At 60.0% G+C, this 25781-nt stretch carries 23 protein-coding genes; 12 read left to right on the top strand and 11 right to left on the bottom strand.

Annotated elements, in window-relative coordinates; genetic code table 11:
- Positions 1 to 47 precede the first annotated feature (47 nt).
- From C2846_RS00515 to C2846_RS00530, 4 genes are all read right to left on the bottom strand, one after another.
- Positions 48 to 1466 (bottom strand): aminotransferase-like domain-containing protein, encoded by a 1419-nt coding sequence (locus tag C2846_RS00515; RefSeq protein ID WP_080049621.1) that lies wholly within the window; start codon positions 1464 to 1466, stop codon positions 48 to 50.
- A 110-nt stretch (positions 1467 to 1576) separates the two neighbouring features.
- Positions 1577 to 3946: a DUF6351 family protein gene (locus C2846_RS00520; protein ID WP_119700435.1), complete on the bottom strand. Its 2370-nt coding sequence runs from the start codon at positions 3944 to 3946 to the stop codon at positions 1577 to 1579.
- A gap of 227 nt (positions 3947 to 4173) precedes the next feature.
- A complete protein-coding gene (gene trmA, locus C2846_RS00525) occupies positions 4174 to 5259 on the bottom strand; it encodes a tRNA (uridine(54)-C5)-methyltransferase TrmA (RefSeq protein WP_119700436.1) in 1086 nt (361 codons plus the stop codon).
- Positions 5259 to 6551, bottom strand: a complete 1293-nt coding sequence (locus C2846_RS00530; RefSeq protein ID WP_080049624.1) for an NCS2 family permease — start codon at positions 6549 to 6551, stop codon at positions 5259 to 5261. Before C2846_RS00530 ends, trmA begins: the two co-directional genes overlap by 1 nt.
- A gap of 122 nt (positions 6552 to 6673) precedes the next feature.
- Between C2846_RS00530 and C2846_RS00535 the strand changes: the two genes are divergently transcribed.
- Positions 6674 to 7288 carry a BamJ family beta-barrel-assembly machinery protein gene (locus C2846_RS00535; protein WP_119700437.1) on the top strand — a complete coding sequence of 205 codons (615 nt, stop codon included), beginning with the start codon at positions 6674 to 6676 and terminating at the stop codon, positions 7286 to 7288.
- Between the two features lie 166 nt (positions 7289 to 7454).
- On the opposite strand, the gene C2846_RS00540 is transcribed toward C2846_RS00535, so the two are convergent.
- Positions 7455 to 8423, bottom strand: a complete 969-nt coding sequence (locus C2846_RS00540) for a polyprenyl synthetase family protein (RefSeq protein WP_080049626.1) — start codon at positions 8421 to 8423, stop codon at positions 7455 to 7457.
- Positions 8424 to 8708: 285 nt separating this feature from the next.
- Between C2846_RS00540 and rplU the strand changes: the two genes are divergently transcribed.
- The 11 genes from rplU (at position 8709) to ispH (ending at position 19898) form a co-directional block, all read left to right on the top strand.
- Positions 8709 to 9020, top strand: coding sequence for a 50S ribosomal protein L21 (rplU, locus tag C2846_RS00545; protein ID WP_080049627.1), 312 nt, complete (start codon positions 8709 to 8711; stop codon positions 9018 to 9020).
- A gap of 21 nt (positions 9021 to 9041) precedes the next feature.
- Positions 9042 to 9299 carry a 50S ribosomal protein L27 gene (rpmA, locus tag C2846_RS00550; protein WP_080049628.1) on the top strand — a complete coding sequence of 86 codons (258 nt, stop codon included), beginning with the start codon at positions 9042 to 9044 and terminating at the stop codon, positions 9297 to 9299.
- Between the two features lie 122 nt (positions 9300 to 9421).
- The gene (gene cgtA, locus C2846_RS00555; protein ID WP_119700438.1) at positions 9422 to 10639 is read left to right on the top strand and encodes an Obg family GTPase CgtA; all 1218 of its coding nucleotides are present in this window, start codon (positions 9422 to 9424) and stop codon (positions 10637 to 10639) included.
- Between the two features lie 84 nt (positions 10640 to 10723).
- On the top strand, positions 10724 to 11842 hold the full coding sequence (proB, locus tag C2846_RS00560) for a glutamate 5-kinase (protein WP_080049630.1): 1119 nt from the start codon (positions 10724 to 10726) through the stop codon (positions 11840 to 11842).
- 94 nt (positions 11843 to 11936) lie between these two features.
- Positions 11937 to 12209, top strand: coding sequence for a 30S ribosomal protein S20 (gene rpsT / locus C2846_RS00565; protein WP_080049631.1), 273 nt, complete (start codon positions 11937 to 11939; stop codon positions 12207 to 12209).
- 102 nt (positions 12210 to 12311) lie between these two features.
- Complete coding sequence (murJ, locus tag C2846_RS00570) at positions 12312 to 13880, top strand: murein biosynthesis integral membrane protein MurJ (protein WP_119700439.1); 1569 nt, start codon at positions 12312 to 12314, stop codon at positions 13878 to 13880.
- A gap of 191 nt (positions 13881 to 14071) precedes the next feature.
- The gene (gene ribF, locus C2846_RS00575) at positions 14072 to 14998 is read left to right on the top strand and encodes a bifunctional riboflavin kinase/FAD synthetase (protein ID WP_119700440.1); all 927 of its coding nucleotides are present in this window, start codon (positions 14072 to 14074) and stop codon (positions 14996 to 14998) included.
- Positions 14999 to 15020: 22 nt separating this feature from the next.
- Positions 15021 to 17846, top strand: a complete 2826-nt coding sequence (gene ileS / locus C2846_RS00580) for an isoleucine--tRNA ligase (protein ID WP_119700441.1) — start codon at positions 15021 to 15023, stop codon at positions 17844 to 17846.
- Positions 17839 to 18333, top strand: coding sequence for a signal peptidase II (gene lspA, locus C2846_RS00585; protein ID WP_080049635.1), 495 nt, complete (start codon positions 17839 to 17841; stop codon positions 18331 to 18333). The genes ileS and lspA overlap by 8 nt, the downstream gene beginning before the upstream one ends.
- A 25-nt stretch (positions 18334 to 18358) precedes the next feature.
- On the top strand, positions 18359 to 18790 hold the full coding sequence (fkpB, locus tag C2846_RS00590) for an FKBP-type peptidyl-prolyl cis-trans isomerase (RefSeq protein ID WP_080049636.1): 432 nt from the start codon (positions 18359 to 18361) through the stop codon (positions 18788 to 18790).
- Positions 18791 to 18950: 160 nt separating this feature from the next.
- Positions 18951 to 19898 (top strand): 4-hydroxy-3-methylbut-2-enyl diphosphate reductase, encoded by a 948-nt coding sequence (gene ispH, locus C2846_RS00595; protein WP_119700442.1) that lies wholly within the window; start codon positions 18951 to 18953, stop codon positions 19896 to 19898.
- 107 nt (positions 19899 to 20005) lie between these two features.
- On the opposite strand, the gene C2846_RS00600 is transcribed toward ispH, so the two are convergent.
- The 6 genes from C2846_RS00600 to pilB form a co-directional block, all read right to left on the bottom strand.
- Complete coding sequence (locus tag C2846_RS00600; RefSeq protein WP_119700443.1) at positions 20006 to 20938, bottom strand: Nudix family hydrolase; 933 nt, start codon at positions 20936 to 20938, stop codon at positions 20006 to 20008.
- A gap of 135 nt (positions 20939 to 21073) precedes the next feature.
- Positions 21074 to 21265, bottom strand: coding sequence for a DNA gyrase inhibitor YacG (gene yacG / locus C2846_RS00605; RefSeq protein ID WP_080049639.1), 192 nt, complete (start codon positions 21263 to 21265; stop codon positions 21074 to 21076).
- Positions 21262 to 21867, bottom strand: coding sequence for a dephospho-CoA kinase (gene coaE / locus C2846_RS00610; RefSeq protein WP_119700444.1), 606 nt, complete (start codon positions 21865 to 21867; stop codon positions 21262 to 21264). The genes yacG and coaE overlap by 4 nt, the downstream gene beginning before the upstream one ends.
- 4 nt (positions 21868 to 21871) lie before the next feature.
- On the bottom strand, positions 21872 to 22744 hold the full coding sequence (locus tag C2846_RS00615) for a prepilin peptidase (RefSeq protein WP_119700445.1): 873 nt from the start codon (positions 22742 to 22744) through the stop codon (positions 21872 to 21874).
- Between the two features lies 1 nt (position 22745).
- Complete coding sequence (locus C2846_RS00620) at positions 22746 to 24002, bottom strand: type II secretion system F family protein (protein ID WP_119700446.1); 1257 nt, start codon at positions 24000 to 24002, stop codon at positions 22746 to 22748.
- 3 nt (positions 24003 to 24005) lie between these two features.
- Positions 24006 to 25709 (bottom strand): type IV-A pilus assembly ATPase PilB, encoded by a 1704-nt coding sequence (pilB, locus tag C2846_RS00625; protein ID WP_119700447.1) that lies wholly within the window; start codon positions 25707 to 25709, stop codon positions 24006 to 24008.
- Positions 25710 to 25781 lie beyond the last annotated feature (72 nt).

Raw genomic sequence — 25781 nt, forward strand, 5'->3', positions numbered from 1 at the left:
TGACAAAACAGGTACAGATTCGGCGATTTGACTGGAACAGATGGGATTTAGAGCCGGCTGGCCAGTTTGCCGAGTGTGGCGATGGCCTGGCGGATGGCTGGCGTAACCGGGTGCCCGGCGTTGATACGCAGATAGTTGTAATGCCGTGCGCCGGCGGAAAACACATTGCCGGGGAAGATATGAATGCCAGCGGCCAGCGCCTGATCGAACAGCTGTCTGGAGTCTGACTGGCCCGGCAGCTTTACCCATAACACGCAGCCGCCGGCGGGCTCTTCTACCCGTGTACCAGCAGGAAAGGTGGCCCGTATCAAGGCTGCGGTATCACGGCTTTGCTGCTGCAGCTGTCGACGCAAGCGTTGCAGGTGCTGGGCATAGAAGCCGCTTTCCATCAGGCGCCCGAGCAGCAACTGTGGGGCCGAGGCGGTGGTAATGCTGCTGATCTGTTTGAGTTCGCGCAGCCGGTGGTGAAAGCGCCCAGGAGCAACCCAGCCGAGCCGCAGCCCGGGCATCAAGGTTTTGGAGAAGGAGTTGCAGTAGATCACCATCCCGTGCTCGTCATAGGCCTTGGCCGGCAGTGCCTTGTCAGCGTAAACGGTGTCGCCCCAGATATCGTTCTCGATCAGCGGAATCTGATAACGGTTGGCCAGGGCTACCAGTTTGCGCTTGCGCTCGGCCGGCATGCTGAAACCCAGCGGATTCTGGGCATTGGGCGAAACCAGACAGGCGCTGACCTGGCCGCGCTTGAAGGCCTGCTCCAGAGAGTACAGACAGATGCCGTCGCGGTAATGGGTGGGGATTTCCACCACCCGCCGTTGCAGTACATCCAGGGCCACCAGCGTGCCGTAGTAGGTTGGGGTTTCCACGGCCACGCTATCGCCGCGTCGGGTGACCGCGCGCAAAGCCAGCTCAATGGCTTCCATGCAACCATTGGTGACGATCAGGTCCTGTTCGGTGATGGGGACGTCGTACTTCAGACTGCGCCTAGCCAGTTGATGGGTAAACCGCGGATGGCCGTGTGGATGCATATAGTCCCAGGCCTCCAGCGGATGAGTCCGGGTGACCTCGCGCAGGGTCCGCAGTACCCTTTCAACAGGCATGCTACTCGGGCTGGGTAGTGCGATACCCAGGCGGATCAGGTCCTGTTCGGCGTGGGGTTCCATGTAGTGAAGGATGTCCTCACTGAGCGAAACCTCTACCGGCAGCAAGGGGAAGTGTGCGGGGTGCTCGTTGTCCGGTTGGCGCGGCGGATCCTGACTGACATAGACCCCGGAACGCGGACGCACTTCAATGAAGCCATCCAGCTCAAGCTGACGAAAGCACTGCATGATGGTGTTGATACTGACGCCGAACAGCTGGCTCAGATGGCGTATCGAGGGCAAGCGCTCGCCAGCGCGATAGCTGCCGCCGAGGATATGTTTGCGCAAGCGTTGACTGATGCTCTCGTACAGAAAGAGTTCGTGGGCCATGGGTGTATCGTCTCGGCTTCCTGCGGACGTGGGCCAGATTGTTGTTAGTGGCCTCAGACCCAAGAGTATAGGTGGGGTGAGTGCTGTGCGCCAAAATTGTGCGCTTTGGGTTAGTCGTGCGGCCTTCCCTGGTCTGGCTGGGTGTAATCACATACCCCGTCAGGGAAGATTTCCTTGAGTCTGGCGGCCTGGTAGGCGTCCGGTCGCCAGTGACCATAGGTACCATCGTTCAAGGCGGTGTCCACCGATTTCAGTGCGCATTTGAAAATCCCACCTTCAATCGGCCCGCCAGCAACCATGCGTGAGGTGGTGTAGGTCGGGAATATCTGGCTGCAGGCTCCGGGAGGCTGGTCGTCGAGCTTGCCGGCCCAGACGTCGTCGCCGGCGGCGATCAGAGCGCCGTCGGCGTCAAAGCAGCTGTCGAGCGCATTGGCCGGGCGGTTCTCGGCGATACTCAGGTGCGGGTTGGCGCGGATGTTCATCAGCCACTCATGCAGCACTTCCAGGGCCAGCCAGGTGTGATTGGCTTCCTTGTTGGCGCGCGGTCGCAGTGGATTGCTGATGTCGGTGGGCCGGGTATCGGTGAACCAGATCAACTGGTGATCGGCGTGCCCCATTCGGTTGATGATCCGTTGCCGGGCAGAGAACGATTGATGGCTGTTGTGCATGTCCAGAACATCTTCAAGGTAATGCCGCCAGTCGATCAGCGGGATATCCAGCTGGCCGTCGAATACCAGGCCGGATCGGTAAGCTGCTCGAATGGCTTCGGGATCGCCCACAGTGCGGGGCGCCGGGGTGATGTGGTCCGGGCTCAGGGTCATATTGCGCCGGCTCCAGGCATCGAAGCGGCGGCTGGGTGATGCCAGTACATGGGGTAGTGAGCCGATAAACGGGTAACCCTCCTGAACCATATCCGCTGGCCGCTTCCAGCCGCCGACCAAAGCGTTGAGACGGAGAAACTCTTCCGGTGTGATCTTGCCGTCGGTCAGGGCGCGCAGGCCGTATTGCACACCAACATTGTCATACAGGGTACGGGGTTCGCCTTGTTCATCCACGCCGTAGATGTTGCGCAGGTCCTGATAGTGGGTCCAGCGTACCGTTGACATCAGTTTTTCTGGCTGCATCAGCTCCTGATTGCGGGCCCGCCCATAGTGTGGGTTAAGGACCAGAGGGGTGAGGCCGCGCCAGCCGGGGACGCATTCGCTCATGCCGGGTGCACTGGAGTAGCCCAGCAATAGCTTGCCGAGAGCGAAAGGATCGAGGAAGTGCGCAACGGCATTGAGCCCGACCAGCAGGCTGCGGTTGGCGGTGGTGCGCCAGCGCCGATTGTTCTTGTCGGTTACGTCCATGAAGTGTTCCAGCAATTCACAATCCAGGCCGTGAATCATCTGGGTGACCATGTCCGGGTAGGCGTACTGTGGTACGCCGGCATCGATCAGGCCGGGATGGTTCTGAGCGTAGATGTATTGCTGGATGCCGCCACCGGAGCCGCCAATGGCTACGGTGTAGTCAGGAACCCCAAAGCGCTTGATAAAGTGCTCCTTGGTCATTAGCGCGGTTTCGCCGCCCAGTTGCAGGTTGTAGTGTGTGCTGGTACGGGTGCCGCTGGAGTAAATCACCGCATAACCCAGGCCCAGCGCCTCCGGCTCGAGCGAGCGGCGGGTTACCCGTCCCTGGCTATGGCCGACCCCCACGCCACCTTCGAAGTGAAACAGCAGACGGCCGTTCCATAGATCGGTTGAAAGCCCGGATGGCGCATCCTCGAAGTGCGCCAGAGTGGCAAAACTGTAGATGAAACGGTTGATGGTGCCGATCTCCCGGCGCACGATGAAGTCCACTTCGCGGCCATCGGTCAGAACCGTGGTGGCAACATCCTCTGGGTAGCTGCCATCCTCTGGCAGGGGTTGATAGCGGCCTTCGGTAGTGCGATAGAGCCAGTCGACATAGGCCTCAATCATGCAATCGTTGCTATAGCCGACTAGTGCCCCGGTGTCGTCGTGCACAGGAAAACCCGGCGGCTGGTCGCTATCGACCAGAGGCTGGCGCTCCAGCTCGCTGGTTACGGTGCAGACGAAAGGAAACTGCTGGGGGCCGGAGAAAATAGGGCCGCTCAACGGATAGCTGGTCAAGGTCAGTTCATGCAGTTGTCCCAGCCGCTGATGGTGCAGCTCCAGTTGATTGCGACCGATGTTCAGGCCGTCGATCAGCACTTCCAGTCGGCCATCGCGTTGGGTCAGGCGCAGAGGCTGGACAGGGTGCTGGTTGACGCGAAACTCAAGGTTTCCAAGGGCTCGCTGTAACAGTTCGGGGTCGCCCTCCAGACCCAGCAGAACATCGCTGCCGCTGATCTGATCGGGGGCGCTGGACAGGACGCTCAGGCTGATCTGGCTGGCGTTCGTGGGAGTGTCGGCCCATGACTGGGATACCAGGCTCAATCCCAGAATGCCGAGTGCTACAGCAAACCCGTGGCGTGACATCATCGAACGCCCTCCCTTTCCTGGCCCTATAACGACTATAGGCAAGGCGCCATACTGGTGCCATATTCGGCGTCATTGCGAGTAGCAGGGGGCGGCCAGCCGCCGACGTGGCAATCCAGAGGTTTTGGCGTAGCCCCCTGGATTGCCACGGGCCTTCGGCCCTCGCAAATGACGGATTGGGGTGGAATGAGGCTGGTCTGGCCAGCCTCATGGCATGGTTAACCAGCCGGTCAGCGCCGTTCCAGCAATACCCCGGCTTCCATGTGATGGGTATAGGGGAACTGGTCGAACAGGGCGCAGCGGGTGATCTGGTGCGTGCTGTTCAACTGCGTCAGGTTGGCGGCCAGGGTTTCCGGGTTGCAGGAGATGTAGAGGATGCGTGGATAGCCACGGACCAGCTCCAAGGTCGCAGGGTCCAGGCCGGCGCGTGGCGGGTCGACGAATATGGTGTCGAACTCGAAACCGGCCAGATCAATACCCTGCAGCCTGCGGAATTCGCGTACGCCGGTCAGAGCCTGGGTGACTTCCTCGCTGGCCAGACGCACCAGGGTGACATTGTCGACTCCGTTCATGCGCAGATTTTCCTGAGCGGCATGCACTGAGCGCTTGGCCAGTTCTGTGGCCAGTACCCGGCGGAAGCGGGTCGACAGCGGCAGGGTGAAATTGCCGTTGCCGCAATACAGTTCCAACAGGTCGCGCTCGCTGTGTCCGGCCGCACTCAGCGCCCAGCTCAGCATCTTCTGGTTAACCTCGCCATTGGGCTGGGTGAAACCGCCTTCGACCTGCTGGTAATGCCAGGAGCGCTCGTCGACTGTCAGGGTTTCGGTGATGTAGTCCTGGGCCAGGACCCGCTTGCGGCCTCGGCTGCGGCCGATCAACTGAATGTCGAGTGCCTCGGCCAGTCCTCGGGCCGCTTGATCCCAGCTCTCGTCGATCGGCCGGTGGTAGCACAGGGTGACCAGTGCCTGGCCTGATAGCGTAGTGAGAAACTCGACCTGGAACAGCTTGCGGCCCAACTCTGGATTGGCCTTGCAGGCATCCAGCAAGGGACCCATCAGCGCATTGATGCGTCGGCTGGCAATCGGCAACTGTTCCAGCAGAACCGGCGCGCGCTTGTCGCCCTGCTCGAACATCGCATAGTGCGGCACGCCCTGCTCATACCACAGACGGAACTCGGCGCGCAGGCGGAAGTGTTCGGGCGGTGAGGCGAACAGCTCCGGTTCCGGGGCGCCGAAGGGGGCGAGCAAGTCGACCAGCCGCTGGCGCTTGTCCGCCAGTTGCTGGTCGTAGTTGTGCGGATTGAATTCCAGACCCATCAGTGGAAGATCGCCAGTTTGATGATGAACAGTCCGGCCAGAATATACAGGCTGGGGTTGAGGTCACGCCAGCGCCCGGCCAGCAGCTTGATTACCGTCCAACTGATGAAACCCAGGGCGATGCCATGCGCGATCGAGAAGGTCAGTGGCATGGAGATGGCGGTAATCACGACCGGCGCGGCGACGGTCAGATCTTCCCAGTCGATCTGGACCAGGCCACCGGTCATCAGTACTGCAACGAACAGCAGGGCCGGCGCAGTTGCGTAGTCAGGCACAGTGCCGGCCAGCGGCGAAAAGAACAGGCACAGCAGAAACAGCAGGGCAACCACGCAAGCGGTCAGGCCGGTACGGCCACCGGCGCTGGTGCCGGCCGCTGATTCAACATAGCTGGTGGTGGTCGAAGTACCCAGGGCGGCACCGGCCATAGTTGCGGTACTGTCGGCCATCAGGGCACGGCCCAGACGCGGCAGCTTGCCGTCCTTGTCAACCAGATTGGCCCGTTGCGCGACCCCGATCAGGGTGCCGGAAGTGTCGAACAGGTCAACGAACAGGAAGGCGAAGATCACGCTGATCATCCCGACTTCCAGCGCGCCAAGGATATCCAGCTCCATGAAGGTCGGTTTCAGGCTCGGCGGTGCCGAGACCACGCCAGTGAACGAGGTCAGGCCAGCCAGCAGGCTGATGCCGGTCACCACCAGAATGCCGATCATGACCGCACCAGTAACCTTGCGATAGGCCAGGGCGACGATCAGGGCAAAACCCAGTGCGGCCAGAACCGGTGCTGGTTGGCGCATATCGCCCAAGGTTACCAGTGTAACCGGGTGATCGACCACCAGTCCGGCGTTCTTCAGGGCGATCAGCGCCAGGAACAGCCCGATCCCGGCGGCAATCGCCGAGCGCAGCGCCAGCGGAATGCTGTTGATGATCCACTCACGGACCTTGAAGATGCTCAGCAGGAAAAACAGAAAACCGGAAATGAAGACCGCCCCCAGGGCGACTTCCCAGCTATAGCCCATCGAGCCGACCACGGTATAGCTGAACATCGCGTTCAGCCCCATGCCGGGGGCGAGGGCAATCGGGTAGTTGGCCCACAGGCCCATGATCAATGTGCCAATAGCGGCTGCCAGACAGGTGGCGACAAAGGCCGCTCCAGGATCGATACCAGCGTCGCTCATCATCGTCGGATTGACGAAGATGATGTAGGCCATGGTCAGGAAGGTGGTCAGGCCGGCAATGACTTCGGTGCGAACGGTCGTGCCGTGGGCTTTAAGTTGGAAGAGCTTTTCCAGCATGGAGGTATCCCAAGGTGTAAGGGCTGAAAAAGCGCCCGATTCTACCTTAATCAAGACACTTTTAGTGAATTTCTCCTGTCGTTGTGTCAGGCTTTACGGCCATTTTCTTGCGGAGAACCGCCATGACCCTGAGTTTTGACAACGACGCCCAGCGCGTCAGCTATGGTATCGGTCGCCAGATGGGCGATCAGCTGGCTGGCAGCAATATCCCTGATCTGAGCATTGATGCTGTGGTTGCCGGTCTGCGCGATGCCTTTGCTGGTCAGCCGAGCCAAGTTGAGGAAGCTGCACTGCAGGCTGCCTTCCAGGCATTGCAGGAAAAGATGCAGGCAGTAGCCGAGCAGGCCGCTCAGGCTGCGCGTCAGGCGGGCGTGGACTATCTGGCGGACAACGCCAAGCGTGAAGGTGTCGTAACCCTGCCGTCAGGTCTGCAGTATGAGGTTATCAGCGAAGGTACTGGTGCCACCCCAACTGCCAGCTCGACTGTGCAGACTCACTACGAAGGCACTCTGATCAGCGGCGAGGTGTTCGATAGCTCCTACAAGCGCGGCCAGCCCGCCGAATTCCCGGTTGGTGGCGTAATTGCCGGCTGGACCGAGGCGCTGCAACTGATGAAGGAAGGCGCCAAGTGGCGGCTGTATATTCCTTCGGAGCTGGCCTACGGCGCCCGCGCTGCTGGCAGCATCCCGCCGCACAGCACCCTGGTGTTTGATATTGAGCTGTTGAAGGTGCTCTAAGCTGAGGCTGGAGCGACCCATGCGCTTTCCCCGGGTTTCCTGGGAGCCTGGAGCATCTGCTCCAGGACGGGGATGCAGCCGGCTTGCGCTGCGGGAGCGGATGCTCCCGCCTCCCAGGGGGGGTATTGGGAGTTGGGGTCCAGGAGGCTATCTGCCCTCTGAGCTATTAGAAGCTGCGATCAATCGAGAAGCGCGCCAGTTGCTCCAGTGAATCGCGATAGGTTGAAGCTGGCAGTGTCTGCAGCAACTCAACCGCCTCATCAACCTGGCTGCGCGCCAGATTCAGAGTGTAGTCCAGCGCTCCGCAATCCCTGACCGCCTGCTGGATCGGCGTGATGTCTTCCAGACCGCCTTTCTGAATGGCCTGGCGCACCAGTTGAGCCTGTTCGGCAGTGCCTTCGCGCATGGTGTAGATCAAGGGCAGTGTTGGCTTGCCTTCGGCCAGATCGTCTCCGACATTCTTGCCCATGGATTCGGCGTCGCCGGTATAGTCCAGCACGTCATCGACCAGTTGGAAGGCAATCCCCAGAGCATTGCCATACTGACGCAAGGCTTCGGTCTGCGTCTGGCTGGCGCCGGCCAGCAATCCGGCGCAATGGGTTGAGGCCTCGAACAGCATGGCGGTCTTGCTGCGGATCACTTCCATATAGGTAGCCTCGTCGGTGCTGGCGTCGCGGACCTTGGACAGTTGCAGCACCTCGCCCTCGGCGATCACGTTGGTGGCATTGGCCAAGGTGCGCATGATGGCCATGTCACCCAGTTCGACCATCATTTCGAAGGCGCGGGAATAAAGGAAGTCGCCTACCAGTACACTTGGCGCATTGCCCCACAGGGCATTGGCGGTCGAGCGGCCGCGACGCAGATCGGAGGTATCGACCACATCATCATGCAGCAGAGTGGCGGTGTGCAGGAACTCGATAATCGCCGCCAGGCTGTGTTGGCGCGAGTCGCTGAGGCCGCAAGCCCGGGCGCCGAGCAGAACTACCAGTGGGCGCAGTCGCTTGCCGCCGGCACCGATAATGTAGTGACCAATCTTTTCGACCAGCGGAACCCGGGAGTGGAGCTGGCGCATGATGAGCTGGTTTACCGCCTCGAAGTCATCCTTCACGGCAGAATAAAAAGGCAGGGTAGTCATTGACCGTACACTTTCCTGAAGATTGGCGGCATGCTAGGTGGCGGGGCTGTTGGTGTCAAGGAAACCCACCACCACTGCGGGATGCGGCCAGACGGGCTGGGTGCTGTTTGGGCTTGCGCAGGCGTTGCTCTTTGCGTAGAATCCACGCCCTCGAAAACCCGATTCACAGCATCCCTGTTTTGACAATGGCAAGCTCGGGCCCGATAGGCGGGTTCACTTGCAGCCATGCCGGCCACTAACCATTATTCCCAAGCGCCGGGTGAGCAGGATTACGGAGAAAGCAACATGTACGCAGTGATTGTTACCGGTGGCAAGCAGTACAAAGTCGCCGAAGGCGAATACCTGAAGGTCGAGAAGCTGGAAGCCGAAACCGGCGCCAGCATCGAGTTCGACCGCGTTCTGCTGGTTGGCAATGGTGACGACGTCAAGATCGGTGCCCCGGTTGTCGAAGGCGCCAAAGTGACTGCCGAAGTGACCGAGCATGGTCGTGGCGACAAAGTGCGGATCATCAAGTTCCGTCGTCGTAAGCACCACATGAAGCGTCAGGGCCACCGTCAGTGGTACACCGAGATCAAGATTACTGGCATCTCTGCCTAAGCGATTGAGGAGTTAATACTCATGGCACACAAAAAAGCAGGCGGTTCCACGCGTAACGGCCGCGATTCAGAATCCAAACGACTTGGCGTCAAGCTGTACGGCGGCCAGGCTGCTACTGCCGGCAACATCATCGTTCGTCAGCGTGGCACTGAGTTCCACCCCGGCAAGAACGTTGGCATGGGCAAGGATCACACTCTGTTCGCCAAGGCTGACGGCGTGATCAAGTTCGAAGTGAAGGGCAAGTTCGGTCGTCGTTACGTTAATGTCGTAACCGCCTGATCGGCTCTGAACTGAAAAAGCCCTGTCGTAAGACGGGGCTTTTTTGTTTGTTTTGTTCGTGTTGTTTGTGGCTTATTCTTTCCATGTGTTTATAAACCCATCCCGCTCGGGAGGGGAGAGCGATGAAATTTGTCGATGAGGTATCCATCACGGTCAAGGCTGGTGATGGCGGCAACGGATGCATGAGCTTCCGTCGCGAAAAATTCATTCCCAAGGGTGGTCCGGATGGGGGTGATGGCGGTGATGGTGGCTCCATCTACCTGGTGGCCGACCCCAATCTGAACACGTTGGTTGATTACCGTTATACCCGCCGCTTCAACGCGCAGCGTGGTGAGAACGGTCGCGGCAAGGACTGCACCGGCGCCAAGGGCGAAGATATGGAGCTGCCGGTGCCGGTTGGGACTACGGTCATTGATGCGGGCACCCAGGAGATCATTGGTGACCTGACCGAAGCCGGTCAGCGCCTGCTGGTGGCTCAGGGTGGCTGGCATGGGCTGGGCAACACCCGCTTCAAATCGAGTGTCAACCGTGCCCCGCGTCAGACTACTCAGGGTAGTCTGGGGGAGTTGCGTGACCTTAAGCTGGAGCTGAAAGTGCTGGCTGATGTTGGGCTGCTGGGGTTGCCCAATGCGGGCAAGAGCACGCTGATTCGGGCGGTGTCTGCCGCCAAGCCGAAAGTCGCCGACTACCCGTTCACCACTATGGTGCCGAATCTGGGTGTAGTAGATGTTGGGCGGCTGCGCAGCTTTGTGATTGCCGATATTCCCGGGGTGATCGAGGGCGCGGCTGAGGGTGCGGGGCTGGGAACCCGGTTCCTCAAGCATCTGTCACGTACCCGGTTGTTGTTGCATCTGGTCGATATGGCGCCCCTGGATCAAAGCGACCCGGTTGAGGCAGTAGAGACCATTGTGCATGAGTTGGGCAAGTTCAGTCCGTCGTTGCTGTTGCGTGAGCGCTGGCTGGTACTGAACAAGTGCGACCAGTTGCTGGAAGATGAGCAGCAGGCGATTCTCGATGATGTGGTTGAGCGTCTGGAGTGGGAAGGCCCGGTGTTCGTGATCTCGGCGGCTGATCGTCAGGGTACCGATGAGTTGGCGCAGGCGGCGATGAACTGGCTGGAAGAGCGTGAGCGTCTGATGGCCGAGGATGAGGAGTACGCTGCTGCCATGGCTGATATGGATCAGGCCATTGAAGATGAGGCGCGTGCCCATATCCAGGCTCTGGATGATCGTCGTGCCCTGCGCAAGCAAGGGTTGCTCAAGGATGAAGATGACGACGACTTTGATGACGATGATGACGATGATGGCGAGGATGGTCCGGAAATCATCTACGTGCGTTGAGAGGGGGAGGCGATAGCCTCCCTCTTGCGTCATGCAATACAATGAGCGCCGGTTTTCCCATTGTCCTCGGTTGATGGAATCAGCATGCGTGAAAAGGTAACCAACGCCCGGCGTTGGGTGGTCAAGATCGGTAGTGCCTTGCTGACCAGTGATGGTCGTGGGCTGGATCGTGCGGCCATGGCGGTATGGGTTGAGCAGTTGGTGGCACTGCGCAAGGCGGGTGCTGAACTGGTGCTGGTGTCATCGGGCGCCGTGGCCGCAGGCATGAGTCGTCTGGGCTGGAGCGAAAGGCCCAAAACCATTCATGAAATGCAGGCCGCCGCCGCGATTGGCCAGATGGGATTGGTCCAGGCCTGGGAGTCCAGCTTCCAGGCACACGGTCTGTCGACCGCGCAGGTATTGCTGACCCACGATGATTTGTCGGACCGCAAGCGTTATCTGAATGCGCGCAGCACCTTGCGGGCGTTGCTGGATCTCGGGGTTATCCCGGTGATCAATGAGAACGATACCGTGGTGACCGATGAAATCCGCTTCGGTGACAACGATACCCTGGGAGCGCTGGTCACCAATCTGGTCGAAGGTGATCTGTTGGTGATTCTGACCGACCGGGACGGGTTGTTTACTGCCGACCCGCGCAATAACCCGGATGCCGAACTGGTTACCCAGGCCATGGCCGATGATTCCAAGCTTGACGCCATGGCTGGTGGCAGTGCCGGGGCGTTGGGGCGTGGCGGCATGCTGACCAAGCTGCGTGCAGCGCGACTGGCGGCACGTTCCGGGGCTGGCACGGTGATTGTTGGTGGCAGGATCGAGCGGGTGATTGAGCGCCTGCAGGCCGGGGAGGTGCTGGGCACCCTGCTGCTGCCGGAGAAGGGTATGCTGGCTGCGCGCAAGCAGTGGCTGGCCGGGCACCTGCAGACCCGTGGCCGGTTGCTGATTGATGAAGGTGCGGTCAAGGCATTGACTGCCGGGCGTAGAAGTTTGCTGCCGGTTGGCGTCAAGGCCGTAGAGGGTAATTTCCGCCGCGGCGAAATGGTCGTCTGTGTTGGTCCGGACGGGCGCGAGGTGGCACGCGGGCTGGTCAACTACAGTGCCCAGGATGCCGCCAGAATCATCGGCCAGCCGACCGAGGCGATCTCCCGGATTCTGGGTTATCTGGATGAGCCGGAATTGGTGCACCGGGATAACCTGGTGTTGGTTTAAGGCTGTGTTTCGGGCTTGACATTAGCCAACCCTGACGGCATAGTACGCGACCTTATTTGTACCTAATTCATCTGTTTTTCTGAGGAGCACGACGGTGGCCAACTCACCTCAAGCCAAGAAACGCGCCAAGCAGGCCGAGAAGCGCCGCAGCCACAATGCCAGCCTGCGCTCCATGGTCCGCACCTATATCAAGAACGTGGTCAAGGCCATCGACGCCAAAGATCTCGACAAAGCCAAGGCAGCCTACACCGCTGCTGTGCCGGTCATCGACCGTATGGCTGATAAGGGCATCATCAACAAGAACAAGGCCGCTCGCCACAAGAGCCGCCTGAACGCTCACATCAAGGCCATGGCTGAAGCCGCCTGATCGCGTTCGCTTGTTGTAGAAAAAGCCGGCCTTGAGCCGGCTTTTTTGTGCGTACTACCCTCTACACAGGCTATCATCGCGGTTTTGCCGGATGAGTCTTCCATGACCGATACCACACCCAATCCCGCTCCCGACGCCAAAGCTCCCGGCTTGCTGCGCTCAGGGTTGGTGGTCAGCTTCATGACCATGTTGTCGCGGGTGCTGGGGCTGGTCCGTGATGTGGTGGTGGCTAACTATTTCGGCTCCAAGTCCGAAGCCGACGCCTTCTTTATTGCTTTCAAAATCCCCAACTTCTTGCGGCGGCTGTTCGCTGAGGGCGCTTTTGCCCAGGCGTTTGTGCCGGTGCTGTCGGAGTACCGCACCAAGCGCAGCCTGGCTGAGGTCAAACTGCTGGTTGATAAGGTTGCCGGGACTCTGGGGCTGACGCTGGTGGGGATTACCGCGCTGGGGGTGGCCGGGGCGCCAGTGCTGATCACTCTGTTTGCTCCAGGGTTTCATGGTGATACCGAAAAGCTCGGGCTGGCGACCGACATGCTGCGGATTACCTTCCCCTATCTGCTGCTGATCTCGCTGACCGCACTGTGTGGCTCTATTCTCAACAGCTACAACCGTTTCGCGGTGCCGGCATTCACCCCGGTGCTGCTGAACCTCAGCATGATTGGCGCCACGCTGTGCCTGACGCCGTACTTCGATCAGCCGATCATGGCGTTGGCCTGGGGTGTGTTCATCGCCGGGGTGCTGCAGTTGCTGTTCCAGTTGCCATTTCTGGCGCAGATCAGGCTGCTGCCGGTACCGCGCCCGGACCGCAAGCATGAAGGCGTCAAGCGGATCATGACGTTGATGATTCCGGCGCTGTTCGGGGTCTCGGTCAGCCAGATCAACCTGATGCTGGATACCGTGCTGGCGTCCTTTCTGCAGACCGGCAGCATTTCCTGGCTGTACTACGCTGACCGGCTGTCTGAGCTGCCTCTGGGGGCCTTTGGCATTGCCGTGGGCACGGTGATTCTGCCGGCGCTGTCGCGTCAGCATGCCGGTGATGACCCCAAGGCCTTTGCCGCAACCCTGGACTGGGCGGTACGCATGGTGCTGCTGGTCGGGGTGCCGGCAGCACTGGCGCTGCTGCTGTTGGCTGAACCGTTGATTGCCACCCTGTTCCATTATGGTGCCATGACCGAGCGTGATGTGTTGCAGTCGGCGGCGGCGCTGCGCGCCTATGCGGTGGGGGTGATGACCTTCATGCTGATCAAGGTGTTGGCGCCGGGCTACTTTGCCCGCCAGGACACCAAGACCCCGGTCAAGATTGCGATCATCTGCATGGTGGCCAACATGGTGCTGAACCTGATTCTGATCTGGCCGCTCAAGCACGTCGGTCTGGCGCTGGCCACTTCGTTGTCGGCGCTGCTCAATGCTGGCTTGTTGTGGTGGGGGCTACGCAAGATTGGTGTATTCCAGGCTCAGCCGGGCTGGCCGATGTTCGCTGTGCGCCTGTTGTTGGCCTGTTTCGCCATGGGGGCGCTAGTGTTGTGGCTGACTCCGGCGGTCGAGCAATGGCTGGCCTGGGGCTGGCGGCAGAAAGTCTGGCACATGAGCGTGCTGGTTTGCGCCGGAGGCGGGGTCTATATTGCCGCGCTGTTGGCGGCTGGGTTGCGGCTACGGCATATTCGCCGCTAGGCTCTGTACGAAAAGTGCCTGCGCTCGGCGACTTTTCGTGCAGAGCCTAATACCCTCCGCATTTCTGCGTCCCGTCATCGCGAGGGCCACAGGCTCGTGGCGACCCGGGTGTGCCTACGGCGTCGGTAGCGGTTGGAACCCGTAAACCTGTATACTCCCGGGTTTCATTCATCTTCCACGCAACGAGTATTATGGAACTGGTCCGCGGCCTACATAACCTGCGGCCCCGGCATCGGGGCTGTGTGGCAACCATCGGCAATTTCGACGGTGTACATGCCGGGCATCAGACTATTCTCGAGCGCTTGCGCGCGCATTCCCAGCGTCTGGGGCTGCCGGGCTGTGTAGTGATCTTCGAACCGCAACCACGCGAATTCTTTGCTCCCAAGGCGGCACCGGCACGTATCAGCCGGCTGCGCGACAAACTGGAGCTGCTCGAAGCTCAGGGTGTTGATCGGGTTTTGTGTCTGGCGTTCAACCGGCGGCTGCGTGAGCTCAGTGCCGAGCAGTTCGTTCAGCAGGTGCTGGTCGACGGGCTTGGGGTCCGGCACCTGGAGGTCGGTGACGACTTCCGTTTTGGCTGTGATCGCACCGGCGATTTCGCCTATCTGGAGCAAAGCGGCCAGCGCCACGGTTTTAGCGTGGAAGCGGCCAATACCATTATCGAGGGCGGCGAGCGGATCAGCAGTACCCGTATCCGCGAAGTGCTCGACAGCGGCGACTTTACCCAGGCCGAGCGTCTGCTGGGTCGTCCATTCAGCATTACCGGCCGTGTTCTGCATGGTCAAAAGCTTGGCCGCCAGCTTGGCGCGCCGACCGCCAACATTCAGCTCAAGCGTCTGCGTGCGCCTCTCAACGGGGTGTACCGGGTCAGCACCGTGCTGGATGGGGTGTTGTTCAAAGGGGTGGCCAATATTGGCACCCGCCCTACGGTCGAGGGTGATGGCCGCCCGCACCTGGAAGTCCATCTGTTCGACTTCTCCGGCGACCTGTACGGTCGCACCCTGACCGTGATGTTTCATGAAAAACTGCGCGACGAACAACGGTTTGACTCGTTGGACGCATTGCAGGCGGCGATCAAGGCTGATTTTGCCGCAGCCAGGGCCCGATGGGGCTTGTAACCGATAAAGAGCCTGGACCGAGATGACCGACTACAAAGCGACACTGAATCTGCCCGCCACGGATTTTCCGATGAAGGCCGGCCTGCCGACCCGCGAGCCGGAAGCCCTCAAACGTCTCGATGGCCTGTACCAGCGCATTCGCGAGGTTAGCCAGGGCCGCCCGCAGTTCATCCTGCATGATGGCCCGCCCTACGCCAACGGCAGTATTCATATCGGTCATGCGGTCAACAAGATCCTCAAGGACATGATTGTCCGCTCCAAGACCCTGTCCGGGTTTGATGCCCCCTACGTGCCAGGCTGGGACTGTCACGGTCTGCCGATCGAACACAAGATCGAAACCCTGCATGGCAAACATCTGGAGCCCGGCAAGACCCGTGAGCTGAGCCGCGCCTATGCCGCCGAGCAGGTCGAGGGTCAGAAAGCCGATTTCATTCGCCTGGGTGTGCTGGGCGACTGGGACGATCCCTATCTGACCATGAATTACGCCAACGAAGCCGGCGAGATCCGCGCACTGGGCAAGATGGTTGAGCAGGGCTTTGTGTTCAAGGGGCTGAAGCCGGTTAACTGGTGCTTTGATTGTGGCTCGGCGCTGGCCGAGGCCGAGGTCGAATACCAGGACAAAAAGTCCGACGCTATCGACGTGGCCTTCGCCATCGAAGATGCCGACAAGCTGGCTGCGGCCTTTGGTCTGGATGCCCTGCCCAAGCCAGCGGCGATCGTGATCTGGACCACCACACCCTGGACCATTCCGGCCAACCAGGCGCTGAACGTGCATCCTGAATTCAACTATGCGCTGGTCGATACCGGCGAGCGCTTGCTGGTACTGGCTGAGGAGCTGGTCGAGGCCTGTCTGGAACGCTACGGCCTGCAAGGTCAGGTGCTTGGCACCTGTGCCGGTGCGGCGCTGGACCTGATCCGCTTCCGTCACCCGCTCTACGAACGTCTGTCACCGGTCTATCTGGCCGACTATGTCGAACTGGGCGCCGGTACTGGCGTGGTGCACTCGGCCCCGGCCTACGGTGAAGACGACTTCCGTACCTGCAAGCAGCACGGCATGAGCAATGACGACATTCTCACGCCGGTGCAGAGCAACGGCGTCTACGCCAGTGACCTGCCGTTCTTTGGTGGCCAGTTCATCTGGAAGGCCAACCCCAGCATCGTTGCCAAGCTGGAAGAACTCGGTGCGTTGCTCAAGCACGAGACCATCACCCACAGCTACATGCACTGCTGGCGGCATAAAACTCCGCTGATCTACCGGGCCACTGCCCAGTGGTTTGTCGGCATGGATGTCGAGGTCGGCAATGGTGAAACCCTGCGCCAGCGCGCGCTCAAGGCCATTGAGCAAACCAAGTTCGTGCCCGAATGGGGCAAGCAGCGTCTGCACAATATGATTGCCGGGCGCCCTGACTGGTGTATCTCGCGTCAGCGCAACTGGGGCGTACCGATCCCGTTCTTTCTGCATAAGGAAACCGGTGAGCTGCACCCGCGCACCGTCGAGCTGATCGAGCAGGTGGCGCAGCGGGTCGAGCAGGGCGGTATCGATGCCTGGTTCAACCTGGATGCAGCCGAGCTGCTGGGTGACGAAGCGGCCCAGTACGACAAGATCAGCGACACCCTGGATGTCTGGTTCGACTCCGGCACCACCCACTGGCACGTGATGCGCTGCTCGCACCCGATGGGGCATGAGCAGGGCCCGCGCGCTGACCTGTATCTGGAAGGCTCGGACCAGCACCGCGGCTGGTTCCATTCCTCCTTGCTGACCGGCTGTGCGATTGACGGCAACGCACCCTATCGCGGACTGCTGACCCACGGTTTCACTGTCGATGAAAACGGCCGCAAGATGTCCAAGTCGCTGGGCAACACCATTGCCCCGCAGAAGGTCAACGATACCCTGGGCGCCGATATTCTGCGGCTATGGGTTTCATCCACCGACTATTCGGCTGAAATGGCGGTGTCCGAGCAGATCCTCCAGCGCAGCGCCGACGCCTATCGGCGGATCCGCAATACTGCGCGGTTCCTGCTGTCGAACCTCAATGGCTTCGATCCGGCCCGCGACCTGCTGGCTCCCGAGCAGATGCTCGATCTGGATCGCTGGGCAGTCGATTACAGCCTGCGCCTGCAGCAGGAGATCGTTGAAGCCTACGACAGCTACAAGTTCTGGAACGTCTATCAGAAAGTGCACAACTTCTGCGTGCAGGAGCTGGGCGGTTTCTACCTAGACATCATCAAGGATCGTCAGTACACCACCCAGACTGACAGCGTAGCGCGCCGCTCCTGCCAGAGCGCCATGTACCACATCGCCGAAGCCCTGGTGCGCTGGATTGCCCCGATTCTGGCGTTCACGGCCGAAGAAATCTGGCAATACCTGCCGGGCGAGCGCAATGAGTCAGTGATGCTCAACACCTGGTATCAAGGGCTGACTGCCTTGCCGGCTGATGCCGAACTGGGTCGGACGTTTTGGGACCAAGTGATCGAAGTCAAGGCGGCGGTCAACAAGGAGCTGGAAAATCAGCGCAACGCCAAGGTTATCGGCGGTAACCTGCAGGCCGAAGTGACGCTGTACGCCGAGCCCGCACTGGCCGCGACTCTGGCCAAGCTGGGCGATGAGCTGCGGTTTGTGCTGATCACCTCCTACGCCAGCGTGGCTGATCTGGCCGAGGCCGGTAGCGATGCGGTAGAGACCGAGCTGGCCGGGCTCAAGCTCAAGGTGGTCAAGAGCGGGCACGGCAAGTGTGTGCGCTGCTGGCACTTCCGCGAGGATGTCGGCCAGCATGCCGGTCATGAGGAAATCTGTGGCCGCTGTGTCGAGAATATCGACGGCTCTGGCGAGGTGCGTCAGCATGCCTGATACCCGGCGTGGCAGCTTGCTGTGGTTGTGGTTGTCGGCGCTGGTGATCGTCCTCGACCTGTCGACCAAATGGCTGGCTGACAGCACGCTGCAGATGTACCAGCAGGTACCGGTGATTCCGGGGTTGTTCAGTTTTACTCTGGCCTACAACCCGGGCGCCGCGTTCAGCTTCCTGGCTGACTCCGGCGGTTGGCAGCGCTGGTTCTTCATCGCCGTGGCGGTGGGGGTCAGCGTGCTGCTGGTGATCTGGCTGGCCCGGCTGGCCCGGGAAAAATGGCTGGAGGCCATGGCGCTGGCGTTGATCCTGGGCGGCGCACTGGGCAACCTGTATGACCGCGTAGTGCATGGGCATGTGGTGGACTTTATCCTGGTGCACTGGCAGCAGAGCTGGTTCTTCCCGGCCTTCAACATTGCCGACAGCGCGATTACCGTCGGCGCGGTGCTGTTGATCGCCGACATGTTCTGGCCACGCAAGAAAACCGCCTAAACGCATACATTTTTGAGCTTCGTACATGACCGACATCCGCATCACTCACGACAGCCAGGTTACTCTGCATTTCACCCTGAAACTGCCCGGCGGAGAGGTGGTTGACACTACCGTTGGCAAGAAACCCGCAACCTTCAAGGTCGGTGACGGCAGCCTGCTGCCAGGCTTCGAGCAGAGCCTGTTCGGACTCAAGGCCGGCGATCAGCGCAGCTTCGAGATCGAGCCCGAGCGCGGCTTTGGTCAGGGTAACCCGCAGAATGTGCAGAGCATGCCGCGGGATGGTTTCAAGGACATGGAGCCTGAGCCGGGCCTGATGATCATCTTCCAGGACGCCGCCGGCGGTGAAATGCCCGGAGTGGTCAAGAGCGTCAGCGACACCGTGGTTGAAATCGACTTCAATCACCCGCTGGCCGGCAAGGTAGTGACCTTCGAAGTAGAGATTCTCGACGTCGCTTGAGGGCGTAAGCTGCTGACTGATGCTGAAACTGTCAGATAGCACGGCGGGGCAGGATGGCTATGTGTCGCGTCGGCACGCAACACCTTCAGGCGCTAGAAAACCCACGCCCCAACCCTGATATAATCCTCAGACCTTTCTCCGTTTCAGCCCTGAGGCCCCCATGCAGATCAAACTGGCCAATCCCCGTGGTTTTTGTGCCGGTGTCGACCGCGCCATCGAGATCGTCAACCGCGCCCTGGAAGTCTTCGGCCCACCGATCTATGTGCGCCATGAAGTGGTGCACAACAAGTTCGTGGTCGAGGATCTGCGCAGCCGCGGTGCGGTGTTCGTCGAGGAAGTCGATCAGGTGCCGGATGATGTGATTGTCATCTTCAGCGCCCACGGCGTGTCCCAGGCTGTGCGCAAGCAGGCGGCTGACCGCGGCCTCAAGGTGTTTGATGCCACCTGCCCGCTGGTGACCAAGGTGCATATGGAGGTTGCCCGCTACAGCCGTGATGGCCGTGAATGCATTCTCATCGGCCATGCCGGGCACCCTGAAGTCGAGGGCACCATGGGTCAGTACGACGCCAGCAACGGCGGCGCGATCTATCTGGTCGAGGATGAAGAAGATGTTGCCAATCTGCAGGTGCGTGACCCGCAGCGTTTGGCCTTTGTGACCCAGACCACCCTGTCGATGGATGATACCGCCCGGGTGATCGATGCCCTGCGCGCGCGCTTCCCGGCCATTGATGGGCCGCGCAAGGACGATATTTGCTATGCCACCCAGAATCGTCAGGATGCGGTCAAGCAACTGGCGGCTGAATGCGAACTGGTCCTGGTGGTCGGCAGCCCCAACAGCTCCAACTCCAACCGCCTGCGCGAGCTGTCCGAGCGTATGGGTACGCCGGCCTATCTGATCGATGGCGCCGATGAAATCCAGCGTGACTGGCTTGAGGGCGTCAACAACGTTGGTGTCACTGCCGGGGCTTCCGCGCCTGATGTGCTGGTGCGTGAAGTCATCGCCCGTTTGCATGAATGGGGAGCCAGCGGTGCCGAAGAACTGGCCGGGCAGGAAGAAAATATCGTATTCAGCATGCCCAAGGAATTGCGGGTCGTGCAGGTGGGGTGATGCGGATGCTGGTTTCCTGGGGGGATTTCCTGGGAGCCTGGAGCATCTGCTCCAGGACGGGGATGCATGGTGGTCCGCTGCGGGAGCGGATGCTCCCGCCTCCCGGGTTAAAACAACCCCCGAATCCCAGCGATCCCCTGTGCGCCGGCATCAAAGGCCTCCGATAGCCGCTCTGGGCTCATCCCGCCTAACAGATAGACGGGCTTGTTGATACTGCCAATCAGCGCCTGAGCAGCCTCCCAGCCCAGTCCGGCAGCGTCAGGATGGCTGGGCGTTGGCAGTACCGGCGACAGCGTGACAAAGTCCACGCCCAACTGCTGTGCCAGGCTTAGTTCCTCGGCATTGTGGCAGGACGCCGCCAGCCAGCCTGTGCTACTGCGCGGCGGCAGCCCGTGACTACCTAACTCATGCAACTGCCGTGCGGTCAGATGCCAGCCAACGCCGGGATACTCTGGTGGCTCGTTACCCTTTAACAGCCAGTCGAACCGCTCCCCAAACCGGGCCAGCACCCGCTCGGTTAGGACACGATACTCTCGCTCAGCAAGCTGGGTCTGGCGCAGCTGCACCAGCCTGATCCCGTTTTCAAGAGCCTGCTCCAACCCGGCGAACAGCGCGCCTTCGTCAGCCATGTCAGGGGTAATCAGGTAACGTTCGGGCAACTGGGCAGCTTGCACGATAGGAGCATTGGCGGCTGGAAAGCTGTAGTTGCCCAGCTCTGAAGGCGCAACCCAGCACACCGGCTGACCCTCGGCGCCATGGGCTTCACCGCTGAACCCGGTCACCAGCCACACATCCAGTCGTACCGACTTGTCAGGGTAGTCGTGACGAATATCGATCAGCGGGCGGGCCTGAGTCACGCTGATACCAAGCTCTTCCAGCAGCTCCCGGCGCAACCCGGTAGTGCGATCTTCGTCGGTCTCCAGCTTGCCGCCAGGAAACTCCCATAAACCACCCTGATGAGCATCGTCCGGGCGTTTGGCGATAAGGATCTGCCCCGCCGCATTACGGATTACGGCAGCCATGACATGTATGCGTTTCACTGAGGGAGCCTCTGGAGAATAACAACACTGTCATTGCGAGGGCCGCAGGCCCGTGGCAATCCAGGGGGGGTGGATTGCCACGGTGCTTCGCGCCTCGCAATGACGTTGAATAATGATGTACTGCCAGGAAGCTCGCTAGCGCTCCGGCAAGTCTTCGGAGAACACATCATGCTCATCGTCGTCCTTGCCGGGGATGACATGTTCCTCCGCTGCCCAGGCGCCGAGATCGATCAGGCGGCAGCGAGCAGAGCAGAAGGGCCGGTCAGGGAAGTTGTCGTCCCAGGCAACGGGCGCCTTGCAGGTTGGGCACTCGACGGTCAGGGTCATGCATGGGCTCCTTGGGTCAGTGCCAGATAGCGCTGGTGCAGGGCATCGACCTGAGCATGCAGCGCCGCCAGATCGCGGTCGTTGCTGATCACATCGTGGGCGTGACGCAGGCGTTCCTCACGCTGCGCCTGAGCCTGCATGATGGCGCGAACCTGAGTCTCAGGCACCTGATCACGCTGGGCAGTCCGGGCGATTTGCAGAGCCTCCGGCACATCGACGACCAGAATGCGCTGAGTCATCTGGTGCTGGCCAGACTCCACCAGCAAAGGGGAAACCAGTAGAGCGTAGGGTGATTCTGCCCGGCTAAGATCAGAGGTGATCTCTTCGCGGATTAGCGGGTGCAGCAAGGCCTCCAGCCAGCGCCGTTCGGCCGGTTCGGCAAACACCTTCTCCCGCAGTGCCGCACGGTTCAGTTCGCCGCTATCGAGCAGAATCGCGTCGCCAAAGCGATCGACAATCTGCCCCAGCGCCGGCCGTCCGGGCTCGACCACTACGCGGGATTTGAGATCGGCATCCACCACATGGATGCCATGAGCTTGGGCAAAGCGATCGGCGGCGGCACTCTTGCCACTGCCAATGCCGCCGGTCAGGCCAATAATCATGCAATTAAAATCCAGCGAACTTGAGATATCCACTGGTTATTCTGTCACCCCAGATCAACGCAATCCAGCCGGCAATGGCCAGGTAGGGGCCGAAGGGGAGGGGGGTGCTGTTGGATTGGCCGCGGGTCTTGAGGATGATGATGCCGAGAATGGCGCCCACCAGTGAAGACAGCAGAATGGTCAGGGGCAGCACTTGCCAGCCGCCCCAGGCGCCGAGCATGGCCAGCAGCTTGAAGTCGCCATAACCCATGCCTTCCTTGCCGGTCACCAGCTTGAACAGCCAGTACACCGACCACAGGCTCAGGTAGCCAAGTACCGCACCCCACAGGGCAGTGCCCAGATCGGTGAACAGGCCAAAGCTGTTGACGATCAGGCCCAGCCACAGCATCGGCAGCACTATTACATCGGGCAGCAACTGGGTGTCGGCGTCGATAAGGCTGAGGCTGATCAGTGCCCAGGTCAGCAGCAGCATGGCGGCGGCAGCCCAGCCGAAGCCGAGTTGCCAGGCTACCAGCATCGATAACCCGCCGGTTAGCAGCTCCACCAGCGGGTAGCGTGGGCTGATGCGTTCCTTACAGTGGCCGCAGCGGCCGCGCAGAATCAGGTAGCTGATTACCGGCAGGTTCTGCCAGGGTTTGATTTCGCTCTGGCAGTGCGGGCAGTGTGAATGCGGCAGAATCAGGTTGTAGGTTGGCAGCGGTGGCTGTTCAACCTCGGGTTCGAGCATTTCCTGGCACTGCCGGCGCCAATCGCGCTCAAGCATGATGGGCAGGCGATGAATCACCACATTGAGGAAGCTGCCAACAATCAGCCCGAACAGCCCGCAAAGCAAAACAAAGGCCAGCACATGGCTGGCCAGATAATCGAGAAGCGGCATATTAGACGACGGCGCCCAGCTGGAAGATCGGCAGGTACATGGCGATGATCAGACCGCCCACCAGAATACCCAGAACAGACATGATCAGAGGTTCGAGCAGAGTGGTGAGGTTATCGACCTTGTTGTCCACCTCGGCCTCGTAGTAGTCGGCGACCTTTTCCAGCATTTCATCCAGCGAGCCGGACTCTTCACCAATGCCGGCCATCTGTACCGCCAATGAGGGGAATACATTGGTGGTTCGCATGGCAAAGTTGAGCTGAGTACCGGCGGATACGTCGTCCTTGATCTTCATGACTGCGTTATAGAACACCACGTTGCCGGCGGCGCCGGCGACTGAGTCCAGCGCATCGACCAGCGGTACACCTGCGGCAAAGGTGGTCGAAAGGGTACGGGCATAGCGTGCTACAGCTGCCTGATAAATAATGTCACCAACGATGGGTGCTTTGAGCAGAGCCCGATCCTGGCCGTCACGGAACGGCTTGGAGCGAAAGTGGATCTGCTTATAGGCGAAACCGATAGCGATAAAGCCAACCAGCAGGATGAACCACCAGGACTGCAGCCATTCCGATAGTCCGATGACAAACAGGGTAAAGGCTGGCAACTCGGCGCCAAAGTTGGAGAATACCTCCTTGAACTGTGGCACCACCTTGAGCAACAGAATCGCGGTAACGATAACCGCCACGACGATAACTGCAATCGGATAGGTCATGGCCTTTTTGATCTTGGCCTTGAGCGCTTCGGTCTTTTCCTTGTAGGTGGCGATGCGGTCCAGCAGCGATTCCAGCCGGCCCGACTGCTCACCAGACTGCACCAGGTTACAGAACAGGTCGTCGAAATACTTAGGGTATTTGCGTAGAGAGTCTGCCAGGGTGTTACCGGCGGCTACATCGGTCTTGATATCGTTGACCAGCTTGGCCAGGTTGGGGTTTTCCGCGCCCTCGGCAATGATCTCGAAAGCCTGGATAATTGGCACCCCGGCCTCCATCATGGTGGCCAACTGACGGGTAAAGAAGGCAATATCCAGTGGCTTGATCGGCTTGGCGCGTTTGCCGAACAGGGTCGATTTCTTGTTCACCTTGGTGACCAGTACGCCCTGCTTGCGCAGTTGCGCCTTGATCAGCCCGGCGTTGGCGCCCTGCATCTCGCCGGTCACCTTGGTGCCCTTGCGGTCCTTGCCCTCCCACTTGTAGGCGTAGACCTTTTCTTCTTTGGCCTTTTTGGCTGTGACAGGCTTTTTGACTGCTGCTTGTTGCGCCATGACTTAGTCCTTGGTCACTCGGTTGACTTCCGCCAGGCTGGTCACACCCTGCTGTACTTTCAGCAGGGCTGACTGGCGCAGGTCGCGGAAGCCTTCGCTTTGGGCGACATCCGAAATCTGAATGGAATTACCTTCTTCCATGATAATACGTTGCATGGCCTGCGTTATTTTAACTACTTCATAAATCCCGACACGGCCCTTGTATCCATCCTTGCAATTTTCACAACCTACCGGGCCATAAATGGTCAACCCGGCATCTATCTGTTGTTCAGTAAAGCCTTCGGCCAGCAATGTGTCACGTGGCACCTCCATCGGCTTCTTGCAACTCTTGCACAGCCGCCGCGCCAGACGCTGGGCGATGATCAGGTTGACCGAGGTAGCAATGTTGAATGAGGGCACACCCATGTTGCGCAAACGGGTCAGGGTTTCTGCCGCGCTGTTGGTGTGCAGGGTAGACATTACCATGTGCCCGGTTTGGGCTGCCTTGATGGCGATTTCCGCCGTTTCCAGGTCGCGGATCTCACCAACCATGATGATATCCGGGTCCTGACGCAAAAAGGCGCGCAGGGCCTGGGCAAAGTCCAGGCCCTGCTTGGGATTGACGTTGACCTGGTTGATACCTTCAAGGTTGATTTCCACCGGATCTTCGGCAGTGGAAATATTGCGCTCCATGGTATTGAGAATATTCAGGCCGGTATAAAGGGAGACGGTCTTGCCCGAGCCGGTTGGGCCGGTAACCAGGATCATGCCCTGTGGTTTGGCCAGGGCGTCCAGGTACATCTGTTTCTGGTCTTCCTCATAGCCCAGCGAGTCGATACCCATCTTGGCGCTGTCCGAGTCGAGAATACGCAGCACCACCTTCTCGCCCCACAGCGTGGGCAGGGTATTGACCCGGAAATCGATGGCCTTGGTCTTGGAAATCTTCATTTTGATCCGGCCATCCTGGGGTTTGCGCCGTTCGGCCATGTCCATGGCTGACATGACCTTCAGGCGGGCGGCAATACGCACCCCCAGTTGTACCGGTGGCTTGGCCATCTCGTGCAGTACGCCATCGGTACGAAAGCGCACACGGTAGAGCTTTTCGTAAGGCTCAAAGTGCAAATCCGATGAGCCCATGCGAATGGCATCCAGCAGCATCTTGTTGACGAAGCGTACGATCGGCGCATCGTCAGCACCGTCTGTTGCTTCACCCTTGTCTTCATCTTTGCTGGTCTGTACGTCGAGGTTATCCAGATCGGCATCGGACATGTCGCCGAGCCCACCGGTTGGGCTGTCCAGATATTTGTCGATGGCGCTATGCAGCTTGTCGTCTTCAACAATGACGGCATCGGTCATCAGCCCGGTATGAAACTGGATGTCGCTCAGCGCCTGCTGATTGGTTGGGTCGCTCAGCGCCAGGTAAAGCCTTGAGCCGCGTTTGAACAGCGGCAGTACATTGTGCTGGCGCACCAGCTTTTCGCTGACCAGATCCTGGGGTGGCTGGCTTTCCTTGTCTAGCGAGACAAGGTCGAAATAGGGGTAGCCGAATTCCTCGGCGCAGACCATAGCCAGGTCACGGGGGTTGGCCAGCTTGTTCTGCACCAAATAGGTGATCAGCGGGATCTTGTCCTGGTGGGCCTGTTTACTGGCTTTGCTGGCGACCTGGGGGTCAAGCAGCTCGACTTGAACAATACGCCGGGCCAGCCCGGAGAGCACAGGGGTTTCCATAAGGTACGACGTGTCTCGGTACAGTTTGTAGGGTTATGTGCGGACTATAGTACAGCGCAAGAGCGCTGCACA

This window comes from Pseudomonas jilinensis, assembly GCF_003586265.1.
In the GTDB taxonomy this organism is placed as follows: domain Bacteria; phylum Pseudomonadota; class Gammaproteobacteria; order Pseudomonadales; family Pseudomonadaceae; genus Halopseudomonas; species Halopseudomonas phragmitis.

Excerpts from the sequence above, each read along its gene's own strand:
- C2846_RS00515 (WP_080049621.1), bottom strand. The coding sequence starts at position 1,466 with ATGGCCCACGAACTCTTTCTGTACGAGAGCATCAGTCAACGCTTGCGC.
- C2846_RS00520 (WP_119700435.1), bottom strand. The coding sequence starts at position 3,946 with ATGATGTCACGCCACGGGTTTGCTGTAGCACTCGGCATTCTGGGATTG.
- trmA (WP_119700436.1), bottom strand. The coding sequence starts at position 5,259 with ATGGGTCTGGAATTCAATCCGCACAACTACGACCAGCAACTGGCGGAC.
- C2846_RS00530 (WP_080049624.1), bottom strand. The coding sequence starts at position 6,551 with ATGCTGGAAAAGCTCTTCCAACTTAAAGCCCACGGCACGACCGTTCGC.
- C2846_RS00535 (WP_119700437.1), top strand. The coding sequence starts at position 6,674 with ATGACCCTGAGTTTTGACAACGACGCCCAGCGCGTCAGCTATGGTATC.
- C2846_RS00540 (WP_080049626.1), bottom strand. The coding sequence starts at position 8,423 with ATGACTACCCTGCCTTTTTATTCTGCCGTGAAGGATGACTTCGAGGCG.
- rplU (WP_080049627.1), top strand. The coding sequence starts at position 8,709 with ATGTACGCAGTGATTGTTACCGGTGGCAAGCAGTACAAAGTCGCCGAA.
- rpmA (WP_080049628.1), top strand. The coding sequence starts at position 9,042 with ATGGCACACAAAAAAGCAGGCGGTTCCACGCGTAACGGCCGCGATTCA.
- cgtA (WP_119700438.1), top strand. The coding sequence starts at position 9,422 with ATGAAATTTGTCGATGAGGTATCCATCACGGTCAAGGCTGGTGATGGC.
- proB (WP_080049630.1), top strand. The coding sequence starts at position 10,724 with ATGCGTGAAAAGGTAACCAACGCCCGGCGTTGGGTGGTCAAGATCGGT.
- murJ (WP_119700439.1), top strand. The coding sequence starts at position 12,312 with ATGACCGATACCACACCCAATCCCGCTCCCGACGCCAAAGCTCCCGGC.
- ribF (WP_119700440.1), top strand. The coding sequence starts at position 14,072 with ATGGAACTGGTCCGCGGCCTACATAACCTGCGGCCCCGGCATCGGGGC.
- ileS (WP_119700441.1), top strand. The coding sequence starts at position 15,021 with ATGACCGACTACAAAGCGACACTGAATCTGCCCGCCACGGATTTTCCG.
- lspA (WP_080049635.1), top strand. The coding sequence starts at position 17,839 with ATGCCTGATACCCGGCGTGGCAGCTTGCTGTGGTTGTGGTTGTCGGCG.
- fkpB (WP_080049636.1), top strand. The coding sequence starts at position 18,359 with ATGACCGACATCCGCATCACTCACGACAGCCAGGTTACTCTGCATTTC.
- ispH (WP_119700442.1), top strand. The coding sequence starts at position 18,951 with ATGCAGATCAAACTGGCCAATCCCCGTGGTTTTTGTGCCGGTGTCGAC.
- yacG (WP_080049639.1), bottom strand. The coding sequence starts at position 21,265 with ATGACCCTGACCGTCGAGTGCCCAACCTGCAAGGCGCCCGTTGCCTGG.
- coaE (WP_119700444.1), bottom strand. The coding sequence starts at position 21,867 with ATGATTATTGGCCTGACCGGCGGCATTGGCAGTGGCAAGAGTGCCGCC.
- C2846_RS00615 (WP_119700445.1), bottom strand. The coding sequence starts at position 22,744 with ATGCCGCTTCTCGATTATCTGGCCAGCCATGTGCTGGCCTTTGTTTTG.
- C2846_RS00620 (WP_119700446.1), bottom strand. The coding sequence starts at position 24,002 with ATGGCGCAACAAGCAGCAGTCAAAAAGCCTGTCACAGCCAAAAAGGCC.
- pilB (WP_119700447.1), bottom strand. The coding sequence starts at position 25,709 with ATGGAAACCCCTGTGCTCTCCGGGCTGGCCCGGCGTATTGTTCAAGTC.